The sequence below is a fragment of the Caballeronia sp. GAWG2-1 genome (assembly GCF_023631405.1).
Taxonomy (GTDB): Bacteria; Pseudomonadota; Gammaproteobacteria; order Burkholderiales; family Burkholderiaceae; genus Caballeronia.
On record NZ_JALQDD010000024.1, the window covers coordinates 22,034 to 42,739 of the forward strand.

13 protein-coding genes are annotated in these 20,706 nt (G+C 61.3%); 2 read left to right on the forward strand and 11 right to left on the reverse strand.

The features are described 5' to 3' along the window. Nucleotides 1-17 precede the first annotated feature (17 nt). The 9 genes from NCR98_RS14925 to NCR98_RS14965 all read right to left on the reverse strand — a co-directional run bounded on the left by NCR98_RS14925 (nt 18) and on the right by NCR98_RS14965 (nt 12,369). A complete protein-coding gene (locus NCR98_RS14925; RefSeq protein ID WP_250466488.1) occupies nt 18-2,378 on the reverse strand; it encodes a polysaccharide biosynthesis tyrosine autokinase in 2,361 nt (786 codons plus the stop codon). Nucleotides 2,379-2,746: 368 nt separating this feature from the next. Continuing rightward, nucleotides 2,747-3,859 carry a glycosyl hydrolase gene (locus NCR98_RS14930; RefSeq protein ID WP_250493112.1) on the reverse strand — a complete coding sequence of 371 codons (1,113 nt, stop codon included), beginning with the start codon at nt 3,857-3,859 and terminating at the stop codon, nt 2,747-2,749. 24 nt (nt 3,860-3,883) lie between these two features. After that, nucleotides 3,884-5,077 (reverse strand): glycosyltransferase, encoded by a 1,194-nt coding sequence (locus NCR98_RS14935; RefSeq protein ID WP_250466490.1) that lies wholly within the window; start codon nt 5,075-5,077, stop codon nt 3,884-3,886. A gap of 22 nt (nt 5,078-5,099) precedes the next feature. Next, nucleotides 5,100-6,185 carry a glycosyltransferase family 4 protein gene (locus NCR98_RS14940; RefSeq protein ID WP_250526539.1) on the reverse strand — a complete coding sequence of 362 codons (1,086 nt, stop codon included), beginning with the start codon at nt 6,183-6,185 and terminating at the stop codon, nt 5,100-5,102. A 12-nt stretch (nt 6,186-6,197) separates the two neighbouring features. Continuing rightward, nucleotides 6,198-7,352 (reverse strand): glycosyltransferase, encoded by a 1,155-nt coding sequence (locus NCR98_RS14945; protein ID WP_244829139.1) that lies wholly within the window; start codon nt 7,350-7,352, stop codon nt 6,198-6,200. Between the two features lie 422 nt (nt 7,353-7,774). Continuing rightward, nucleotides 7,775-7,951: a hypothetical protein gene (locus tag NCR98_RS14950; protein WP_244829140.1), complete on the reverse strand. Its 177-nt coding sequence runs from the start codon at nt 7,949-7,951 to the stop codon at nt 7,775-7,777. 246 nt (nt 7,952-8,197) lie between these two features. Further along, the gene (locus NCR98_RS14955) at nt 8,198-9,463 is read right to left on the reverse strand and encodes a flippase (protein WP_244829141.1); all 1,266 of its coding nucleotides are present in this window, start codon (nt 9,461-9,463) and stop codon (nt 8,198-8,200) included. A gap of 337 nt (nt 9,464-9,800) precedes the next feature. Next, on the reverse strand, nt 9,801-11,291 hold the full coding sequence (locus NCR98_RS14960) for a N,N-dimethylformamidase beta subunit family domain-containing protein (RefSeq protein ID WP_250526540.1): 1,491 nt from the start codon (nt 11,289-11,291) through the stop codon (nt 9,801-9,803). Nucleotides 11,292-11,313: 22 nt separating this feature from the next. Continuing rightward, nucleotides 11,314-12,369 carry a glycosyltransferase family 2 protein gene (locus NCR98_RS14965; RefSeq protein ID WP_250526541.1) on the reverse strand — a complete coding sequence of 352 codons (1,056 nt, stop codon included), beginning with the start codon at nt 12,367-12,369 and terminating at the stop codon, nt 11,314-11,316. A gap of 620 nt (nt 12,370-12,989) precedes the next feature. On the opposite strand from NCR98_RS14965, the gene NCR98_RS14970 reads away from it, so the two are divergent. Both NCR98_RS14970 and NCR98_RS14975 read left to right on the forward strand, forming a co-directional pair. Beyond that, entirely contained in the window at nt 12,990-14,111 is a 1,122-nt protein-coding gene (locus tag NCR98_RS14970) for a sensor histidine kinase (RefSeq protein ID WP_250526542.1), read from the forward strand. A 73-nt stretch (nt 14,112-14,184) separates the two neighbouring features. Beyond that, complete coding sequence (locus tag NCR98_RS14975; RefSeq protein ID WP_250509831.1) at nt 14,185-15,546, forward strand: hemolysin family protein; 1,362 nt, start codon at nt 14,185-14,187, stop codon at nt 15,544-15,546. 70 nt (nt 15,547-15,616) lie between these two features. Here the strand turns inward: NCR98_RS14975 and treY are convergent, their stop codons facing one another. Beyond that, nucleotides 15,617-18,529 (reverse strand): malto-oligosyltrehalose synthase, encoded by a 2,913-nt coding sequence (gene treY / locus NCR98_RS14980; protein WP_250526543.1) that lies wholly within the window; start codon nt 18,527-18,529, stop codon nt 15,617-15,619. Continuing rightward, nucleotides 18,526-20,706 (reverse strand): 4-alpha-glucanotransferase, encoded by a 2,181-nt coding sequence (gene malQ, locus NCR98_RS14985; RefSeq protein ID WP_250526568.1) that lies wholly within the window; start codon nt 20,704-20,706, stop codon nt 18,526-18,528. Before malQ ends, treY begins: the two co-directional genes overlap by 4 nt.

Genomic DNA, 20,706 nt, shown 5'->3' on the forward strand with positions numbered 1-20,706 from the left:
CTTTTAGTGGGCCAAGCTTAATTCACCGGCTTGAACGAACTGGTGTATGCCGCGGCATAGCCATAACTGCGACGGTTGCTGCGCCGGCGCGGAATTGCGTTGAAGACCGAACCCACGAGTCTGCCGCCCGCGCGCTGCACCTTCTTCACGGTCTCCTCGATCTCTTCCTCGGTCTGAATGCCCGAGCGCAACACCAGCACCGTGGAGCCTGCGTCGCTTGCGACGATCGCGGCATCCGTGACGGCGAGGAACGGCGGGGTATCGACGAGCACGAGGTCGAACTGGTCGCTCATGCGCGCGAGCATGTCGCGGAAACGCGGCATCATCAGCAATTCGGACGGATTCTGCGGATAGCCGCCGCACGACATGAACGACAGGCCGGGTACGCCGACGTAACGCAGCGCATCCGTGATGCCGATATCGCCCTTCAGCACTTCCGCGAGGCCGCCAGGGTTCGACTGCTTGAAGAACGACGCGATATGGCCACGGCGCATGTCGGCGTCGATCAGCAACACTTTCAGGCCGATTTCCGCGAGCAGCACGGCGAGGTTGGCCGCGACGAAGCTCTTGCCTGCCGACGGAATCGGGCCGGTCAACATGACGATGTTGTTCGGCGCATTGACGAGATCGCGATACAACTCGGTACGCACGGCGCGCAGCGCTTCGACAGCCGGATCGTGCGGGAAGCGCGAGGCAAGCACGCGAGCGTCTTCGTCGCGTTCGTCCACATGCGGCATGGTCATGGCATCGTGTTGCGCCTGGTCATAGTGCGGCAGGGCCTTGGGCGCGGCGCCGTTTTGCTGCGTGCCCGAGAAGCCGAGCGCGCGTCCGACCGGCGACACCGCGATCTCGTGATCGAGCACGAGTTGCTGGCGGCTGAACAGTACCTCGCCCAGCACCGGCACCGACAGACGGCGTTCGACGAACATCGGGTCGGTCACGCCGATCATGGCGTGACGGCGCAGGAAGATGAAGAACGTGCCGACGAAGAAGCCAAGACCCGTACCTGCGAGAATCACGAGCATCTTGTTCGGCTTCACCGGGCGATGCGGACGCAGCGCGTTGTCGAGAATATGCGCGCCGCCGCTCGTGCTCGCACGACGCACCGACAGCTCCTCGGCCTTGTTCATCATGCCGAGGTAGATGGTTTCGGCCACGCGTGCATCGCGCGTGAGTTCGGCGCTTTGACGCTCCGACGCGGGCATGCTGTCGAAGCGCGACTGGATCTGCTTGTTGGTCGCTTCGAATTGGGCGATCTGCTGATCCAGGTTCTTCACTTGCGGGCTGTCGGGCTGGAAGCGCTGCAAGGCCTGCGTGCGTTGCAGTTGCAGCATGGCGAGCTGTTGCATCGACGTGATGCTGCCTTGCAAATACGCTTGCGCCTCGTTGACCGGCTGCACCGACTGCGACTTCGAACGGAACGCGCTGAGATTGCCTTCGGCCGTCTTCAGGTCGGCTTCGAGACGCGGCAACTCGCCGCGAATGAACTCGAGCGTCTTGGTGTCGTTGGCCTGACGGCTCGCGACTGCCGCCGACATGTACGCCTGACCGAGCGCGTTCGCGACATTGGCCGTGAGTTCGGGGTCGTCCGCATTGAACGAAATCTGCACGATGCCCGTGTCCTTCGCTGACTCGGTCACCTTCATCGTCTTGAGCATGAGCGCGATGGCGTCGAGCGTGTTGTAGCGGATCACGTCGAAGTGCACGCCGGGATGGCCCACCACACTGTCCACGAGCATCGACACGCCATTCGCAGCTGCCGGACGGCCAACGGTGCCACGCACGAGCACGTCGCCGTCTTCGTCGCGCAGTTCGTACTGGTTCTTGTCGAGCAGCACGAAATCGAGCTTCGAATCTTCGAGCGATGCAGGCACGTCGAGCCGGCCGATGTTCAGTTCCTCGCCGCCCCAGCCATACGAATCGAGGCCGAGCCATGCGGGCGAAAGTTGACCGCGCTTGGCGAACAGGTCGGCGATCTGCCCGAGGACCGGCAGCGTACGCGGCTTCGCCTTGATGTCGAAGTGAAATTGCTTGACGACCGGTTCCAGCACGGAACGGCTTTGCATCACCGAGATCTCGGCGGGCGCGATCTGATTGACGGTCTGCGCCTGCTGCTGCATCTGCTGCTGATTCTGCGGCGTGATGCCGAGCGCGTTCGGATCTGGCGGATCGACGCGGATGATGACGTCGGCGGAGTAGATCGGCTTGGCGAGAAACGCATAAGCCGTGGCGAGCAAGGCCGCGCCCGCGATGAACAGCATCAGCATGCCGATATGGTCGCGAAGCAGTTTGAGCATATCGCTCGCGGTGAATTCACCGTCGTCCTTGCCTGAGCGCGAAGATCCGGAGTTGACATAGAGCGTGTTCAAAGGCGCCATCCTCAATTCGATAGTTAGAACGTAGTTGTCAGGGCGTTGGAAAAAACGAATGCCCCGGCGGCTAAAGCCGCGGTACGTCTCTTTGCTTTATTTAATCCGGCGGTATGGCCGGTGAGTCGCAGCAACATGAATGCTTGGGGCCTGCGGCGTCGGTCAGCGCGGGCCTTGACAGCCCCGGCGCATCTTGCAAACCCCTACGATACTTGCAGATAAATAGAAAAAAATTATCCTAAGGGGCATCTTCCGGCCCTGAGTTATCTGCGTCTGTTAAGTACCGAACGTTGTAATGCTCGAAAGGTCAGGCATGCCGCTTGCGCGATGGCGGATTTGGGCGATAATGCGCGGTTTGCCTGAGCCCGGGCACGCACTCACGGCATAGGGTTGGCTTTGATGAATTCGCGGACCACGTCGAAGCGTGGTTTTTTTGTTTTACCGTCGTCGTGAATCACGCCGTAGTTGCCGTCGCCACCGAAGCGCTGGTCGTCGTAAAGCTCGTAGAGCGTCACGTTCTGAATGCCATAGGTCTTCGCCATCGAGACGAAACCGCCCAGCGCGTTCTTTCCCACGAGATACCCCGAAGGGTCCGGATGATCCGGACGTACACCGTATTCCGTGATCCAGATCGGCTTGCCGTAACTGTCGCGCAAACGCTCCAGCACGTTGGTCTTTTGCGATCCCGCTGCCGTGATCGAACCCATGTCGGAATACCAATGCCACACGGTAATGTCCCATTGCGGCACGGGATGCCCTTTGGTTCCGTCCGGCTGCGTGCCGGAAAAGAGCATGTCCGGAAAGGCGAAATGCAGCCAGCTGAACGACGTGAGCAGAATCTTGGCGTCGGGGTTGGATTCGCGAATGCCCTTGATGAGACCGAGGATCGAGCCGCGCGCCTTCATGTACATCGCGTTGTCGTAATCCGACGGATGCTCGCCGCTGCGGTCATCGCCGCGTATGGTCCAGTTGTCGTACTCGTTGCCCACCTGATAGTAGGTCACCACGCCCTTCAAAATGCGTCCGGAGAGCTTGCCGAGTTCGTAGCCGCGCGCGAATGCTTCCGCTTCGTTGGCGCGCTTCTGCACTTCGAACGGTGTCACGAGGGCAAGCACGCCGATGCACTGCCTGGACGCCTGACGCGCGAAGTCCGCGACCATGTGCGCGCTTTCTTCGTTCGAGACGTCCTGGGCGTACATGGTGACGCCGAGTTCGCGAAGCTGCGAAATCTGCAAACCATAGTCGCTCGTGCGATACGCACCGCGATGTTCGATATGGCCAGCAATGCCGTAGAACACGCCGGCCGACTCATTGCCGCATTTCATCTTGGGTGCGGCGAATGATGGGGTGTCGGCATTGGCATCGGCCTTGGCGCCGCCGGTGCGGCTTGCGTGATACGCATCGGGACTGCCGCTGCGCGCGAAGAGCAGAACGGAGCCGCAAAGCATTGCGCCGAAGAAGGCGACTACGATCAGAATCGTTCGCTTCAATATCTGGACCTCGGGAAGGCGAAACTATTTGGCCAGCATGTCCGAATGCTCGCGCGTGGCGGGATTGGCCGCGCCGCGCGAGCTCGATGCGCTCGTCAGGATGCTTTGCGCTTGCGCGTCGAAAACTTCACGCGAGAAGCGGCGGCGGAAGTCGCGCGTGAGCGCGGCCATCGAGTAGGTGCTCGCCGAGAAGACTCGCTTTACGAAAGACGCGGAGTCGTCGACGGGAAACAGCAGCGCATCGGGCAGATAAGATTCGAGACCCGACACCCGCGACACGACAACTGGACGTTCCGCGAGCACCGCTTCGATCATCACGAGCGGCACGCCTTCATACGCTGAAGGCAACACGAGCGTGTCGCTTGCGACGATATACGGCAGCACGTCCTTCTGCGGCCCGACAATACGCACGCATGCGGCAAGCGCGGGACTCTTCTCGACGATTGCTTCGAGACGCTCCGCATCCGGTCCTTCGCCGACGATCAACACCAGCGTTCGCGCGAACGCTTCCTTGTGACTTTCGATAGCCTGCATCAGAAAGTCCTGACGCTTCTGCTGGAAATTCAATCTGCCGATATGCGCGATGATCGTGGTGCCGTCATCCGGCAGACCCAGCGATGCGCGTGCTTGCGAACGCGTGAGCGTTGAACGGCTGAAGCGGTCATCGACATAGTTTTCGAGGATCGTGGTCCGCGCACGCGGCGCAAGTGCGCGCAATTTGCCACGCAAGTGCTCGTTGAGCGTGACGAATTCATCTGGCATGCGATACAACACGCGCTTGATGAGCCACTTGATCTTCTCGGCGGCGCCCGCGTTTTCCGGCGCATCATCCACGAGAGGAAGATAGCTCACGGCGGTGACACGCGCCTGGCGCGCGGCGAAAAGACCTGCGAGACCGGAAGCGATGGTGCCTTGCGCGATCAACAATTTTTCGAGTTCGAGACTACGCAGGATGGCGGCCGTGGAGCGCACCATGCGGACGAGTTCGATCATGTTTCCGCGCAGCGATTCGGCCGTATAGGTAAGACCGATGACCTTCACTTTCTTATGCTTGAGCGATAGTTCGCTTACATAACGAAAAAGCGGTTCATTAGCGGTCGGCACGAGAATGTTAAGCGTCTCGATACCTGTGCTTGCGACGAGCGCAAGCATCAGGCGCTTGAGCATTTCCTCGTGCCCGCCATTGATGCCCGAATCGCAGTAAATACCTAACTTCACCGGCCTTCCCCCAAAAACGCGTTCAACGCGATGGCTTGTCGATGAACTGCATGAGCATGCGCGCGCTTTCCGTCCAGCGATACTTCTCCGCGTGTGCAATGCCGCGCTGCTTGAGATCCTCGCTTAGTGCCGGCGAGTCGAGCAATTCGCGCAGCTTAGCCGAAATATCCTCGACGGAGTACGGATCACAATAGATTGATGCGTCGCCGCACGTTTCCGGCAGCGCCGCTGCGCGTCCGACAAGCGTCGGACAGCCGTTGCGCATGGCTTCCAGCGGCGGAATGCCGAATCCTTCGTAAATCGAAGGATAAAGAAAGCAAGCTGCATCCTGATATAAAGCTTTGAGCTTTTCATCGCTCACGTAGCCCGCTTGCTTGATGTTAGGCGCACTCGAGAGATCATGCGCGCGGCCAAAAATAGTGGCGTTCTTCATGCCGACAATAACGAGGTCGATAGACGGATCGTTCAGTCGAATGAAGGCGTCGACAAGACGTTGAAAGTTCTTTGTCGGGTTCATGCTGCTTACTGCAAGCACGTACCGGTTCGGCGTGAGATCGAGATCCTTGATGACGGACCGGTCCGGCACGACGTGATCGAGATGGTCCGCTGCGAGCGGCACGACGCCGATACGTTTGGCATCCACACCGACATGATGCGCGAGGCGGTCGCGCGAGAACTCCGAATTCGTCATCACGCAACTGGACGTGCGCGCGAGAATCCAGAACATCACGCGATACCACATGCGGAACTTCCACGAGAAGTGCGCGGGCGTGTCGAACACTGCGGCATCGTGCATGTAGATGACCTGGTTCGCGCGAAAGATCGAACCCGAGTTACTCAGATTGACAATGCGCGAGCGGCCCGCAAAGAGTGGCAGGACGAATTGTTCCCACAGCACGCCTTTACCGAAGCCGAGCTTCACGGTTTCGACGCCGTCCACGGGTTCGAGCCCGTCTTGCGGCGGCACGGCAAGCGTCACATGCGAGCCTTGCGGCAGCTTGACGAGCGCGGCTACGAGCTCGCGCGCAACGCGTTGTACGCCGGTGGTCTTCTGACTCGTGAACCTGCCGTTGTAGACGAGCTTGTTCGGGGCAATAGATGTGTCCATGTCTCGGGCGGGTCAGTACTGTGATTCGGAAGTGGGTTCGTACGATTCGAATTCGTTCGATTCGACGGGCTCTTTCAAGTACCTGTCCGAACCGAATTCGTATACCGAGAGCCACTTGCGGAAGATGGCTTCCATCGAGAAGCGCCGGCTAGCCGTTCTTTTCGCGGTTTCGCCCATGCGCGCACGCAGGATAGGGTCGTCGCGCAACATGGCGATGTACTTTTGCATGTCTTCGTGCGTCGTGGCGACGAAGCCAGTCTGCCCGTGCAAGACGACATCGCGATTGCCGACCACGTCTGTCACGACAGCGGGAATGCCCGCGACCTGCGCTTCGATCAACGCGATCGGCATGCCTTCCCAGCGCGAGGTCTGCACATAGATGTCGAGGCCGGAGGTCAGGGCGAGCGCGCGTTCACGCGTGACCCAGCCGCTGCATACGACTGAATCGCTCGCAGTCTGACCGGGCAATTCATCGAGGTTTCCGCCGATCCACAAGAATTGCGTCGTGGAGTTGCGCAGATCGGTGGCGAGCTGCACGAAGGCTTCGTGATTCTTCTGGAACGATGCGCGTCCGCTCATGCCGACCACGACTTCACGGCCGTCTTTCTCAAGACGCGAAGGAATCTCCAGCACGTTGACGCCGTTCTCGATCATCTCCGTGTTGCGCGTGCGCATCTGCGTTTCTATCTCGTGCTGTTCGCTCTTGGAGCACGCGACGATGGTGCCGCCCATGCGTGCCGCAATGCGCTCGAAGCTGAGATAAGCAAACTGCTTTGCCGCCGATACATCGCGACGCAAAAACGCAAGGCCATGCGGCGAATAGAACACGCGGGCACGCGGCGCGGCAATGCGCGCGGCGGCCCGTCCCAGCACACCCGCCTTGGACGAATGCAAATGCACGACCGACGGATTGCATTCCTTGAGCTTGCGCACCAGCTCCCACATGCTCGTCCAGTCTTTCTTCACACTGACTTCGCGAAACATGCTCACGTAGACGAGCTTCACGGCCGGATGAAAGAGGCTCGCGAAGTTGTTCGGCGTTTCGGGCCGGATGGAGTGGAGGATCGTGACGCCGACGCCTGCAGCCGCAGCACGGTTCGAGAGCTGAGTGAGCATGGAGAGGACTCCCCCTCCAAAGGCTTCGGTTATATGTACGATCTCTTTCATATAGAACTCTGCAATGAGCAAAAGCCGAGCGCCCGCGGCATTCGCAATTGAGAAGGCACGGCGGTCTTGTGTTTATAGGTGGAGTGGTGAGCTCCGCTTGCCAACGCGCCTCGCTGGGTCCGTTATCGGTTCCGTCGAAGGAGGCATCTATGACGGCCTGGAATGCAGTATCACTAATCGACCTGAGTTTTTCTGTTCGATTAATACATATGCAACCTAACCGGTGCGCCTCGATCTCTCAGAACCGGGCGGCAACGCACACGGACTTGCTGATTCCCCTGCTAATCGGCTTTGCAAAGCCCGCGTTAGTGAATCTGGCATAAGGAAAATCAAAACTGCGAACTGGTCTAAAGAATTCTTAGGCCAGCGTCGACAGTTTGTTCACGCAGTTAAAGACGAATGCAAGCGAGCAAGGCAGTGGGTTAATCGACTTCCGATTCGGCCTTGAGCCAAGCGTATTTCTGTTCGAGCGCTTGGTCGCAAAGTTGCACAAGGGCTTTGAGTTCCTTGAGCGGAATCGCGACGGACTGCATACGCAGCCTGTCTGCACGATCAGCGAGTTCTCGCACACGTTCGAGCGTCGGGTCGTTTGAGTTCATTCCGGTCCTCACCCTGCCTACCTGATGTTGTTACTAGTACGATATCGGCTCAAACAATTGGCGTCCGTGCGTTTCGACACATACAAAAACGCAACTTTTGCAGTAACGGTGCGTCGTCGAACGGAAATGTGGGAGCGTGAATCGTCTGGACATTAGGTAGAAGTGGCTAACCGTGCACCGCATGACGGAGCCGTTTAAAGCTCGTCATGCCGATGCAAACGTGCCTTGTGCACGATTCAAGCCTGGTCAGGAACCGGCGCTTTCCGGCATGGCGCGCCGGAGCAGGGGTACGCCCTGGAAGTGCAGGGTGCAGAACATTGCGGTGGCAATCGACGTCTCGACGATCAGCACGGTGGCTGCCGCGCCTTGCTCGCCGAAGAGCCTGGCAAGCACGGCGAGAAGACCGAAGTTCAGAACCGCCGAAGCGATGAGTACACGGCTGAATTGCGCCTTCATGCCGAGTGGAAGCATGGTCTGAACGCCGAAGAGATCGGAGAGGCCGGCCATCAACGGGACGAATGCCATCCAGCGCAGCACGTCGACGGTCGGCGCGAACTGGGGACCATAAAGCAGTTTCACGGCAAGCGGCGCGCCGAAGAAAATGCATACGGAGATGAGCGAGACGATCGACCCTTGCAGCACGAACATCTTGCGCAGAAAGGCGAAGGCGTCGTCGCGCGCATGATGCATGAGGAAGCTCACGCGCGGATAAGCGGCCGTCTTGAGCGGCTGAAGCATGTTCAACGCCGCGCGAATCAGCTTGTCGCCGGCCGCGAAGTAGCCGCCCGCCACATTGCCCGCAATGAAGGTGAGCAAGACGATATTGCTCGATGCATAGATATCGACGAGCGAAGTGGCCATGAACACGCTCCATCCTTCCTTGAGGCGCGTGAAGATGGTCGGCAGCGATACCGGCACGAAGTCGAGTTCGCGTCGAAAGTACAAATACGTGCAAATTGCGATGCCCGAGCACAACGGCACGAGCGTGTTGACGGCCATGGCGATATCGACATCGCCGCGATGACGCACGAAGAGGTACATCGCCGGAATGCTCAAGGCGCGTCCGATGAATACGAATACGCTGATCATGCCGAGGTCTTCCACGCCCTGGAAATACCACGTGGGAATGAGCATGGAGCCAACCGCCATGCCGAAGCCCAAGAGCAGCAAGTCGCGGTTTTCCGCAAGATACGGCACGATGAACGTCACCGCGAGCAGGATGATGAAGCCTGCAAGCGCAAGCACGCTTTGCGTGAGGATGGTTTCCCAGAAGACCTGCGAGCGCATGGCGCGGTCATCGCGATTGATCGAGACTCTTGGTGTCGCCGTCAACGAGAAACTGTAATTCGTAAGCGTGATGAAATAAGCGGAGAAAGCGAGTGCGAACGAAAGGCGTCCATATTCGCTGGGGCCGAGTACGCGCGCAAGCCACGGCAGCGTGAGAAGCGGTGCGAGGTATGTGGATACCTGCAACGTCATCAGAATGGTGAAGTTCTTTCGAAAAGATGCCATGTAACGATAGGTTCCGGCTTGAGCGCTGACTGATCGCGGTAACGCAGTTTGCGGCCTTGTCGCATGTTCGCCCGTTTAAAAGGGCATTGCATGACAACGCGTGTAACGAATCGTTTCGTCAGGCGCATGCGCCACTTCGAGCGCAGCAAGACCAATGGGGTTAGACACATCCTCGCCTTGGCCTCAGGGCAAAGGAGCGCAAGTATGAACGACATGAACCGCTCTCGAGCGGTAAACCCACGCGAAGCGGTTCATGTTGTCGTGCCGGACGTATTTAACAATAAAAAAATTTATTCGTCAGTGGGTTTGCACACGCACACTGCCGGCTACTGCTTGACTATTGGGCGAGCATCGCGCTAGCAATCTCGCTCTCGCTGTTCACTGTCTGGTCCAGAAGCGTGTCGTGTCGCTCGATCACGAGCGGCGGCAAGCCGATGAACCGGCGCACGACGTTACGCGTGATCTGATCGACGACGACATGGCTCTGCGCGCTCGTGTTCATTAGGACGCGCGCCCAGTCCGTGGTGCCGCCATTGAACACTTCGCCTTGTTCCAGCGAGCCATTCGCATCGGGCTTGAAGACGCCCATTGCGCCCGCGCCGCCGACATCCCAGCCCGTGAGCTTGACGGTATCCGCAAGCGTCACGAAGCCATTCGCGACAGGCGGCACGCCATCCACTTCATAGCCTACGAGACGATCTTCCGCGCCGAACGTCTGACCTTCTCGCAAGCCGGTGCCTGCAAAGACCCAGTGATTCGCCTGACGCACCGTAAAACCGATCGCTTCGCGCTCGCGTCTGATCCATCCGCCGCGCAAGCGTTTCCATTCGCCGTATTTTCCGCCGCCGTAACCGTAGCTCAGGCCGATGAGATTCGATTCATCGTGATCGGGCCATTTCTCGGCAAGCCGGTTCATGATCTTGAAATCGCCTTCGATAGGCGCATCGCCGAAATCGACCGGACGGAAGCACGTATTGCCGCTGAAGACCGCGAGGTTGCCGCCTTGCGCGATGAAGCCCGCCACGCGCTCGCGCATTTCCGTGGTCCAGTATTCGTGATGCCCCACGCTCAACATGCAGCGGTAGTTCGCGAGCCTGAGATCCGTGCCGCGATGCAGATCGTGGTCGGTGTAGAAGTCGCAAGCAATTCCTTCCGCCTTGAGCCAGCGAATGAACTTCGCATCCCAATGCGTGAATTGCTGACGCGGCGAGCGCGAATCATAGGGATCGTTCGGCTCGCCGAGTTGCGCGCCAAGACCGCCGCCTGGCCGACGAAGACTCACGCGTGTCGCGGGCTTCGTGCGATGAATCGGGTCGCCGTAGTAACAGCCGCCGCCGATGGAGTTGTATGCGTGATACGTGTTGATCGGCACGATATACGCGATATCGGCGGAAGGCTTGCGCGGCCGCGCGATGACGAGCGCCATGCTGTCGCTGTCGGGCGGTCCCGCGAAGATCGGCTTGTGCGTGGCGGCGCGTCGACCGAGCTCGGTCAGGGGCTCGCCCTTGCCGCCGACTTCATACGCGATCACCACATACGCGCCCGTTTCGAGCGACGCCGTGTTCGGCTTGATGGTGATGGTCGGCCAGCCCCAGTCTTCGTCGAAGCGCACGGGCGTCATGCGGCCCGGCGACTGGAACACGTACTTGCCGTGCTTGAGTTCCGCCGTAACGGCGCCGCCTGCCTGAACGGCCACGCCGCCCACGCTCGTCAGATTCTCGTCATGCCCTTGCCGATAGATGGCGATGGAAAACCGCGATCCCGGTTGCACGGCGATTTCGAACGGTTCGCCAGCGGTGAAGCCGGGCTTGATCGGATAGATCTGCATCAGTGCGCCTTTATACGCGGAGTCATCGGTTGCCTGCGGGCATCGCGCGCGGCGCGGCGGCGGGCGCGCGAAGTTCCATGCCCAGCACGCGTTTGATCAGGCGCTTGGCGAGAAACAGGCGGCGGTCCGCGGCAATCTTCTTGTGGAAACGCAATTCCTTCGATTCTTCGCCGCGCTGCGTCGCGAACACGCGATATCGCTCCGCCGTGGCTTCGATCGCGCGGATCGCATCGTTATAGGCGCGGGCATCCACGCGCGCGGCCTGGTGGCACGCATAGCCGAAAATCTTGTGGAACATGGCGAGCCAGAAGGCGTCGTATGGACCGCCATCGCAGCGTTGCAGCGTTTCTTCCGCGCAGATCGTGAGGCTCGTGACCGTATAGGTCGTGGCCTTGGTCGTGATGCTGCCCGCGCGGCGGCGATACGAATACAGTTCGTCGGCCAGACGATGCAGCGTGCGGGCACGCGCGTAGACGAGCGGAATGGCGGCGGCGTCTTCGTACACGCGGCCTGCCGGAAACTCGATGCCGTCCCACAATTCGCGCTTGTAGACACGCGCGGCCGGGAACACCTGATACACGTGCGCGAAGTCGAGCAGCGCGTCCAGATCGCACGTGCGCGAGCCGATGGTCGAGCGGTCGATCAGCTTCACGTTGTCGATCACCTTGCCGCCAGAATTGATGATGCCCACGTTGAACTCGATTATGTCCGCGGCTTGCGCGTCGAGGAGCGGCATGATCTTGGCGGTGAAATCCGCGGACCAGACATCGTCGGAATCGAGAAAGCCGATATAGGGCGATTTCGCTTCTGCAATCGCGCGATTGCGTGCGGCGGAAACACCACGGTTTTCCTGGTGAATCACGTGAATCTGCTTGCCATGCGCGCGCTTCTGCACTTCGAGAATGCGGGCGAGTGTCTGGTCGGTGGAACCATCGTCGATAACGATAAGTTCGATCTCGTCGGAGCGCGGCTGCGAAAGCGCGGATTCCAACGATGCGGCTATAAAGTGCTCGACGTTATAGGCGGGAATGATCACCGACAGCAAGGTTCTGGGGGTGTCGCTCTCGACGCGTGTCATAGGCTCGTGTCACCGGATTAAGTTTTAGTTGAAGCCACCGTGGCCGCGGCCGGCGTTCGAGGGCCGACAATAAAGGTCGACCAGCCGTCCATACGTAGTCTCCTGACAAATGCTATAGGCAGTTGTAAGCTTGGAATGTTCGCCGACGCACGCATGAAATTTCCGCTTCTTCGCAAACGATTTCCGTATCTTCAAGCGCGATTTCGTGCATCGCTCTGCAAAACCCGCTGAATCCTTGTCAGGCGTGGATAATCAGCTTAGAGCGAGTAAAAGACACGCGTGTTTCAATTGCTTCTCGCAAATGGCGGGTATAGCGGATGAGAGCGTTGGTTATCCGCGGATATCGGCCATTTGAATTGCACTGACTGTATATCGGCGCGGTTTCGCAATGGTTGAATCCGGGACGCATGACGCCCTCGTTTTCTTCGCACGTCCGTGCACGCCAATTGCTGGAATTGCCCCGTAGTTCGTGAGCAAACAGAGCCGTTCGTGCGGCAGGCGCTCACCTATAATGGCCTCTCGGAAGACCCGCAGGCTTGGCCTCGCGCGACGCGCTCCTGGTGACCGGAACGCCGCTCGCGACAGAACCTCAACACCGATCCACGCAAGGACCCAAAACCGTGACCACGTCATTTTCCAGTACGGTCGAGCCCGGAGACACTCAGTCCTTCGATACGGCCGTCGCCGGAAACGATGGCTTGCTGGTGCTCGATGCGGCCCAACGCTGCCTCAGTGCCGACGCCGTCTTCTCCCATCTCTTCGATGTCGATTCCACCGCGCTGCGCGGACGCGCACTCGCCGATCTCCCGCTGCCCGCCCCGTTGATCACGTCGCTTTCGGTTGCAGCCGATGCCGCGCTCGCGGGCAACGGCGCCCGGCGCGCGCAGGTCAGCATCGAGGAGGACGATTCCACGCGAGTCTTCAACATACTTGCGCTGCCCGTCGCCGAATCCGTGACGCTGATCGTCTCGACCTGCGCGAACGCGACGGGTGCTAGCGACAACGCAGCGCGCATCGCGCATCTGCGAGCCGAAGCCGCGCTGTTCATGCGCGATCACGTGCTCTCGGTCGTATCGCACGACTTGCGCGGTCCGCTCAACGCCATTCATAGCTGGGGCTATGTGCTCGAGCGCAAGGTCGATGCAAACGACCCCGCCGCCCAGCGCGCGCTCACGGGCATTCGCTCGGGCGTCGAACAGCAGGTCAAGCTGATCGAACAGTCGATCGATACGACGCGTGCCGAAACCAAGGCCGTCGCGCTTGCCATCGCGCCTACCGCCGCGCGCGCTCTTCTCGAGCGTGGCGTCGCGCTCGCACGCGAGGCTATCGGCGAGCGACGCGGCGTGAGCATCACGCTCGACTCGCCGCTCGTGGAAGAACAAGTGGAAGGCGACGCCGATCGGCTTACCAACGCGCTCTGGCTCATGGCGGCATTCGCCACCGAAGCAAGCGCGCGCGACACGACGGTGCAGGTATCGAGCAACATCGAAGGCAGCACGTGGCGTACCGACGTGCGCTTCACGGTTGCGGCGTCCGCATTGACCGATGCATCGGCCGCGCATGTACTCGAGGCATTCGCGCGCAGACAGGCGCTGGAGCCGCGCGAAGCCGGCCGCATCGCGTGGGGCCTTGCGCTTTGCAAGCGCATTTCGGAGGCGCATGGCGGCGCGTTCGAGCACACGGATATCGTCAATGGTGCAGCCGTCACGGCCACCATGCGTATTCCGGTGGCGGGAATGTAATTGAGGACGTAAATTGACTTTCGTTTGCCTGTCGCCCATATACTGACGCTTTCCACTTTCGAAGAGAGTTGCTTTGGCTCAGGTTGTCGCGCTGGTCGGCGCATTGTTGCTCGTTGCCCTGAATGGTTTTTTCGTCGGGGCGGAATTCGGGCTCGTCAAGTTACGGGCGACGCGCGTGCAGGCCATCGCGCGGACCAACGGCCTGCCGGGGCGTCTGCTCGCGAAGGTGCATAGCCAGCTGGACGCCTATTTGTCCGCGTGTCAGCTAGGCATCACGCTCGCGTCGCTCGGGCTTGGGTGGATAGGCGAACCCGCGTTCGCTTCGCTGCTGCATCCGCTGTTTGCGCTCATCGGCGTTCAGTCGGAAAAGCTGGTCGAGTCCGTGTCGCTCTTCTTTGCGTTCTCGGTCATCTCGTTTCTGCATATCGTGGTCGGCGAACTCGCGCCCAAGTCGTGGGCCATTCGCCGTCCCGAGCAGGTCGGCCTGTGGCTCGCCACGCCGCTCTATGGCTTTTACTGGGCCATGTACCCGTTCATCTGGGTGCTCAACTCGAGCGCGAATCTCGTGTTGCGCCTTTTCGGCATGTCGGCGGAACACGGTCACGACGCCCACTATTCCACCGACGAACTCAAGCTCATTCTGCGCGGGCGTCGTCTTGGCGGGGCGTCTTCGTATAACGCGGACGAGTGGAACACCATCGCGCATTCGCTCGACTTCAGCCGCATGACGGTGTCGGACCTGATGCGTCCCGCGCACGAACTCGTCGGTCTGCGCAACGACTTGCCCATGCGCGATAACTTGACCGTGATCTCGCGGCATCGCTTCAGCCGTTATCCCTTGTTCGCGGATGCTTCCGGCGAACGCGTGCTCGGCATGATCCATCTGAAGGATTTGTTCCTCGCGGGCGACGGCGAAGCGCGCGGCTTCAACTTCAGCTTTTCGAAGGATGCCGAAAAGATCGAGAAGCTCGCGCGCCATGTCCGTCCCGTGCAATACGTCGCGCCCAATTTGTCGGCGCTGGAACTGTTCCGGCGCTTTCGCAAGGGCGCGCCGCATTTCGCCATCGTGGGGCGCAAGGGCGCGAAGCCCATCGGCTTTATCACGCTCGACAATCTGCTGGGCGCGCTTGTCGGTCAGATTCACGACGAATTCCGTCAGGGCGATGCCGACTGGTCGCGCATGGACGACGGCACTTTGATGGGCAAGGGCAGCTTGCCGGTGGTCTCACTGGAACGCGCGCTTGGCATCGATATCGACGAAGGCCGCGCGGAATCCGTCGGCGGGCTCGTCATCAATGCGCTCGGGGACTTGCCGCAGGAAGGGCAGCGCGTCGAGTTCGACGCCTTCGACATCGTCGTCAAGAAGATGAACGGGCCGCGTATCGTGCTGGTGCGGGTGTATCCGCGCGAGGAAGAGGTCGAGCACGCCGAGTAGTAGCGCAGGCAAGGGCGGGGCGCGTGGTGAGAAGCGCGCCCGCCTCATGTCTCACTAACTCATGCTTTGATCATGCGCAAGGCACGCCTTCTTCAACGAGCAAGGCCACGGGCATCGAAGCCAGCGCATCGCGCAGGAACAGCTTTTCGCCGTCCGCCTTCGGCGCATTCGGGCTCAGCCAGTCGAAGAGCGCACGGGAACGCAACGCTTCCGGAAGAATGACCGCCGTATCGCCCCAGCTTTCCGCCTTGACGAGCGGCACATCGCTGCCAGCAGGCAGCAATGGCGCGGCGAGCCGCGTGGCGATCACGATTGCGTAAGCGCTACCGGCATGGCGCGCGTAAGCGATCACGCGGTCAGCATGTTCGCCCTCGATGGCGAGCGGCACATACTCACCTTGCGCAAAGAGCGACTCGCAATGCTTGCGCAACGCAAGCGCACGCTGTACCACCGCCAACTTGATGCGCCCATCGCGCCAGTTGGCGAGTTGTTCCGAAGGTGGACCTTTCTGGTCCACTTCCGCAAGCCACTTGCGACGCAATTCGAAATCGACCGGGCGGCGATTGTCAGGGTCCACGAGACTGAAGTCCCAAAGCTCCGTGCCCTGATAAAGGTCCGGCACGCCCGGCGATGTCAGTCGCAACAACGTCTGCTGCAGACTGTCGATCACGCCCAGCGGCCCGAGCCGCGCCACGAACGCCGACAACTCCTGCAAAAAGCCATTGCGCCGCTGCGGCGAGACGATATCGAAAAGGAACTCGCGGCAGGCATTTTCATACGCCTCGTCCGGTGCGAACCAGCTCGTGCGCAACTTGGCTTCGCGCAACGCCTTCAACTGCCATTGCGCGACGCGTTCGGCCAGCTCCTGAACGCCCGCTTCGTCATCCGGCGAGAGCGTGAGCGGCCAGCATCCGACGAGCGTCTGGTACAGCATCGCTTCGGCGCCGGGGCCGGGCGCCCAGTCGTGGCCGGCATCGGCACCACGACGCAACGGCGTGTTCAGCGTCGACCATTGCTTGAGCGTGGTCGCCCATTCTTCGGGAATCTCGCTCAATGCCGCGATGCGCGCGCGCACGTCTTCGCCGCGCTTGTGATCGTGCGTCGCGGTGCAAAGCATGGCGTGCGGGAACGCGGCAAAGCGTTCCTTGTTGCCCGCGTGGAAATCTTCGACGGACAAAGAAAACTCGCCGGGGTCCGCGCCCACTTCGTTACGCGAGATGAGCCTTCCATAGCGATAACACGCCGTGTCTTCGACCGCCTTTGCCGCAACCGGCGATGTGAGCTGCGAAAACAGCGTCTGCGCCGCGCGCCGCTGCGATCCGCTCGACGGCTGCGCGTTTTGCCCAGCCGTCGCCTGACTCTGGTTCCGGTCGCGTCCACGTTCGGCGGCGCGCTCACGCGGGCGTTCCGCGCGCTCGGCCGGTGGCGTGCTGACCGGCGCTTCGTCGGGCAACTTGCCGCCAAGCCACTGCGCCACCTGATCGAGCACCACATGATCCGCACTCGAAAGCGATGCCCGCGCGGCATTCAGCGCTTGCGAGAAGTACTTCTCATCCTCGGCGCTGCGCACGCTGCTAACGGGATAGATGCGATACACCGGATACTGAATCACCAGTTCCGCGACCACGCGACGGATCGACGTGAACGTGAAGTCGCGCGTGTTGTGCGAGTCGCGTGCAATGCGATGCAGCGCGCGCGTCACGCGATCCAGTTCCGCCGATAAGTTTTCCGCGAGAATCTTGCGGCGCGCGGCGAGCGCTTCGTCGGCGAAGCTCGCGCTTCGGCCGGTGATATCGGCCCACAACGCGGCGAGCGGCTCGGCGCCTGCCGGGTCGTGCAGCAGCGCGCCGACATCGTTCATGAAGTCGTAGCCCGTGGTGCCATCCACTTGCCAGTCGCGGCGCAGCGGTTCGCCGCGCGCGAGAATCTTTTCGACGACGAAATACGTATGGCCGTTGCCATGCCGTAAAGCCTCGGGCCGTTGCGCGGACAACTCTTCGAGCCGCGCGCGCAGGCGTTGGCAGTACTCGCGCGGTTCCGCAAGACCATCGACGTGATCGATCCGCACGCCGTCGATCAACCCTTCGGTAAAGAGCCTGAAGATGAGCGCGTGCGATGCCTCGAACACTTCAGGCCGCTCGACGCGCACGCCGCCGAGCGTGCTCACGTCGAAGAAACGCCGCCAGTTTACTTCGTCCGCGGCCGTGCGCCACCATGCGAGGCGATAATGCTGCCGTTCGAGCAGACGATGCAGCCGCTCGCGTCCAACCGGCGTGTCCGGCGAATGCGCGGCGAGAATCGCTTCGATCGCGGCCTTGCCGCCTTCCGTTTGAGCAATGGTCGCGAGCGCATTGCGCGCTTCGGCCGCGCGCGGCTGATCGGCAGGCTGCGTCGTCAAGCCGGAGAAACGGTGCGCGAGTTCCGGCGCTTCTTGCAGCACGACCGGGTAATCGACAGGACAGATCGGGAACACATGCGCGTAGTACTCCACCACGAAGCGTCCTTCATCCGGCCGATACGCGAGCTTGATCTTGCCGCCCTGCAACTCGTCGCCATAGGAAGCACCGAGAAACGGCGCGAGCACCTTGCCGCGCAATGCAGGATCGGGCGAATGCCAGTCCACGTCGAAGAAGCGCGCATGCGCCGCGTGACGTCCCCATTCGAGGATGTCCTGCCACCATGCGTTTTCCGAACCGCCCACGCCCATGTGATTCGGCACGACATCGACGATCAGTCCCATGTCGTGCGCGCGCAGCTTCTCGACGAAGCGCCGCAGGGCTTCCTCGCCGCCCAGCTCCGGATTGACCTTCGTGTAGTCGACGGTGTCGTAGCCGTGCGTGGAGCCGCTCGTCGCGGTCGTGATCGGCGACGCATACGCATGACTGACGCCGAGCGAAGCGAAATAATCCACTTGCGCCGCGGCGTCGTCGAAAGTGAAGTCCTTATGAAGCTGGAGCCTGAGCGTGGAACGCGGAACGGTCATGGTGAGTCGGCTGGTTTGGGTGAATCAACATTGTCGGATTGCGTCGAACGCTTTCGCGCGGCATCCACCGCGAGCAGTCGTTCGGAAAATGCGTCGTCGAGAAACAGTTCCTCGACAGGCGCGGCAAGACGGCGCCGCCAGTTCGGATGCTCGTCGATCGAGCCGGGCAGATTCGGCTGTTCAGCAAGCCCAAGCAGATCTTCGAGCGGATACGTGACGAGCGGCGCGGGCGTCGCGGCCACGAAAGCGAGCGCTTCATCCACGGGCGCTTCCTCGACCGGAGGCGCATCGACATCGGACGGAGCAATACCCGCATCCTGGAAAGCGCGCCATAGTAAGCCACGATCGGCGCCGCGCTCTTCCTGCGCTACTTCCACCGCATCGCGGCCGTCTTCGCGCGCCGCCGTCTGGCCGATCTTCGAGCGCCACACGATATCCTCGCCGCGCCACCATCCGGTGACGGTCGGCAGGTCGTGCGTGGTCGTGGTAGCGGTCACGCCGCTGTCCCACTCGCGCGGCGGCTTGAAGCCGGGGCCATCCACTTCGCGTTCGAACCACAGCACTCGTATGCCAAGCAAGCCGTGCTCCTGCAAGCGTTCGGTGAAGCCCGGCGGCACGGTTCCGAGGTCTTCGCCGACAACAATCGCGCGATGCCGCCACGATTCCAGCGCAATCAGCCGCAAGAGGTCTTCGAGCGGGTAGCGCAGATAGGCGCCGTCTTTCGCGCTTTCGCCTTCGGGCACGAGCCACAGCCGCCGCAGCCCGAGAATGTGATCGATACGAATGCCGCCCGCGCGCGCGAACGCGCAACGCAACATGTCGATGAACGCCGAGAAGCCTTGCGTGCGCATGGCGCGGGGCGAGAAGGTGGTGAGTCCCCACGACTGCCCGGCCTGATTGAAGAGATCGGGCGGCGCGCCGACCGACACGCCTGTCAGCATTTCATCGCGATACGACCATGCATGACTGCCCGCGCTGTCGCATCCGACGGCAAGGTCCGCGACGAGTCCGACCGCCATGCCCGCGTCGCGCGCCGCGTGTTGCGCGTGCAGCAGGCCTTTCGATGCGAGCCATTGCGTGAAGAGAAAGAACTGGACTTCGTGGCGATTGGCTTCGGCGAATGCGGCGACCGCATCGCTGCGCGGATCGCGCAGTTCGTCTGGCCAGTTGCGCCAGTGGCCTTCGCCGTTTTCCGCAAGCTGCGCTGCCTGCAGCGCTTCGAAGCGTGCATGATCTTCGAGCGCGCGCCCGCCTTCCTCGACGAACGAAGCGAAGTCTTGCGCCAAAGGCGATGCGCTGTCGGCCGAGAACGTCTCGAAGAGCGCGCGCAGAATGGCCAGGCGCGCTTTCATGGCGCGCGGCCAGTCGATGAGCGGCAGCGCTTCGAGTTCGGCGAATTCATCCGCCACACCGGCTTGTTCGATCGCGGCGCGCGCGGCGGCCGCGCCGAACACGGCGGCGGGATCGACGTGCGCGATGTTCAGAAAGAGCCGCGACGAAGGCGAATAAGGACTGAACTTGTTCGGCTCGGCGCTGAACATGGCGTGCATCGGACTGATGGCGAGCGCATGAGCGCCGCGCTTCGCGCTCTGCGTCGCGAGCGTGGCCAGCGCCGTGAAGTCGCCGACGCCGCCATCGCCCAGACGGCGCAAACCATAGACTTGCGCGGCGACGCCCCAAAGCGGCGGCGCGGTTTCAGCGGCGGCTTGGTCGGCTGCGTCGTCGAGCGCGAGCCACGCATCGTCGATGGTGTAGCAGCGCGCGGGCGCTACCGCCAGCGTCGTGCGATGGTCGTTGATGACGAGCGTGTGATAGCCCGGCTCCGATATCGGCGAGAGCAATGCGGTCTCGCCTTTAGGCGCGGTAAAACGCCCGTCGATAACCTCGCCGCTTTCCAGTTCGATGCGATAGCGCACGCCCGACTTCGCCGCCGACACCGGCAACGCAATGCCGCGATCCACTTCCGCCGTGATGAGCGGCGGCAACTTGCGGCCGCTCATTTCGGCATCGACGGCGGCCATGCTCTGCTTGATCTGCGAGGCGTTGCCACACGGCAGGCCGAGCTTTTCGAGCAGAATGCGCAGCGTCGTTTCCGGCACGCGCTGCATCGCCTTGTGCGCGTTCTGCCATTCGACTTCGAAGCCCGCGCGTGCGGCGAGCGTTTCGATGGGCGACAT

Excerpts from the sequence above, each read along its gene's own strand:
- treY (WP_250526543.1), bottom strand. The coding sequence starts at position 18,529 with ATGACCGTTCCGCGTTCCACGCTCAGGCTCCAGCTTCATAAGGACTTC.
- NCR98_RS14940 (WP_250526539.1), bottom strand. The coding sequence starts at position 6,185 with ATGGACACATCTATTGCCCCGAACAAGCTCGTCTACAACGGCAGGTTC.
- NCR98_RS14955 (WP_244829141.1), bottom strand. The coding sequence starts at position 9,463 with ATGGCATCTTTTCGAAAGAACTTCACCATTCTGATGACGTTGCAGGTA.
- NCR98_RS14960 (WP_250526540.1), bottom strand. The coding sequence starts at position 11,291 with ATGCAGATCTATCCGATCAAGCCCGGCTTCACCGCTGGCGAACCGTTC.
- NCR98_RS14945 (WP_244829139.1), bottom strand. The coding sequence starts at position 7,352 with ATGAAAGAGATCGTACATATAACCGAAGCCTTTGGAGGGGGAGTCCTC.
- NCR98_RS14965 (WP_250526541.1), bottom strand. The coding sequence starts at position 12,369 with ATGACACGCGTCGAGAGCGACACCCCCAGAACCTTGCTGTCGGTGATC.
- malQ (WP_250526568.1), bottom strand. The coding sequence starts at position 20,706 with ATGTCGCCCATCGAAACGCTCGCCGCACGCGCGGGCTTCGAAGTCGAA.
- NCR98_RS14950 (WP_244829140.1), bottom strand. The coding sequence starts at position 7,951 with ATGAACTCAAACGACCCGACGCTCGAACGTGTGCGAGAACTCGCTGAT.
- NCR98_RS14925 (WP_250466488.1), bottom strand. The coding sequence starts at position 2,378 with ATGGCGCCTTTGAACACGCTCTATGTCAACTCCGGATCTTCGCGCTCA.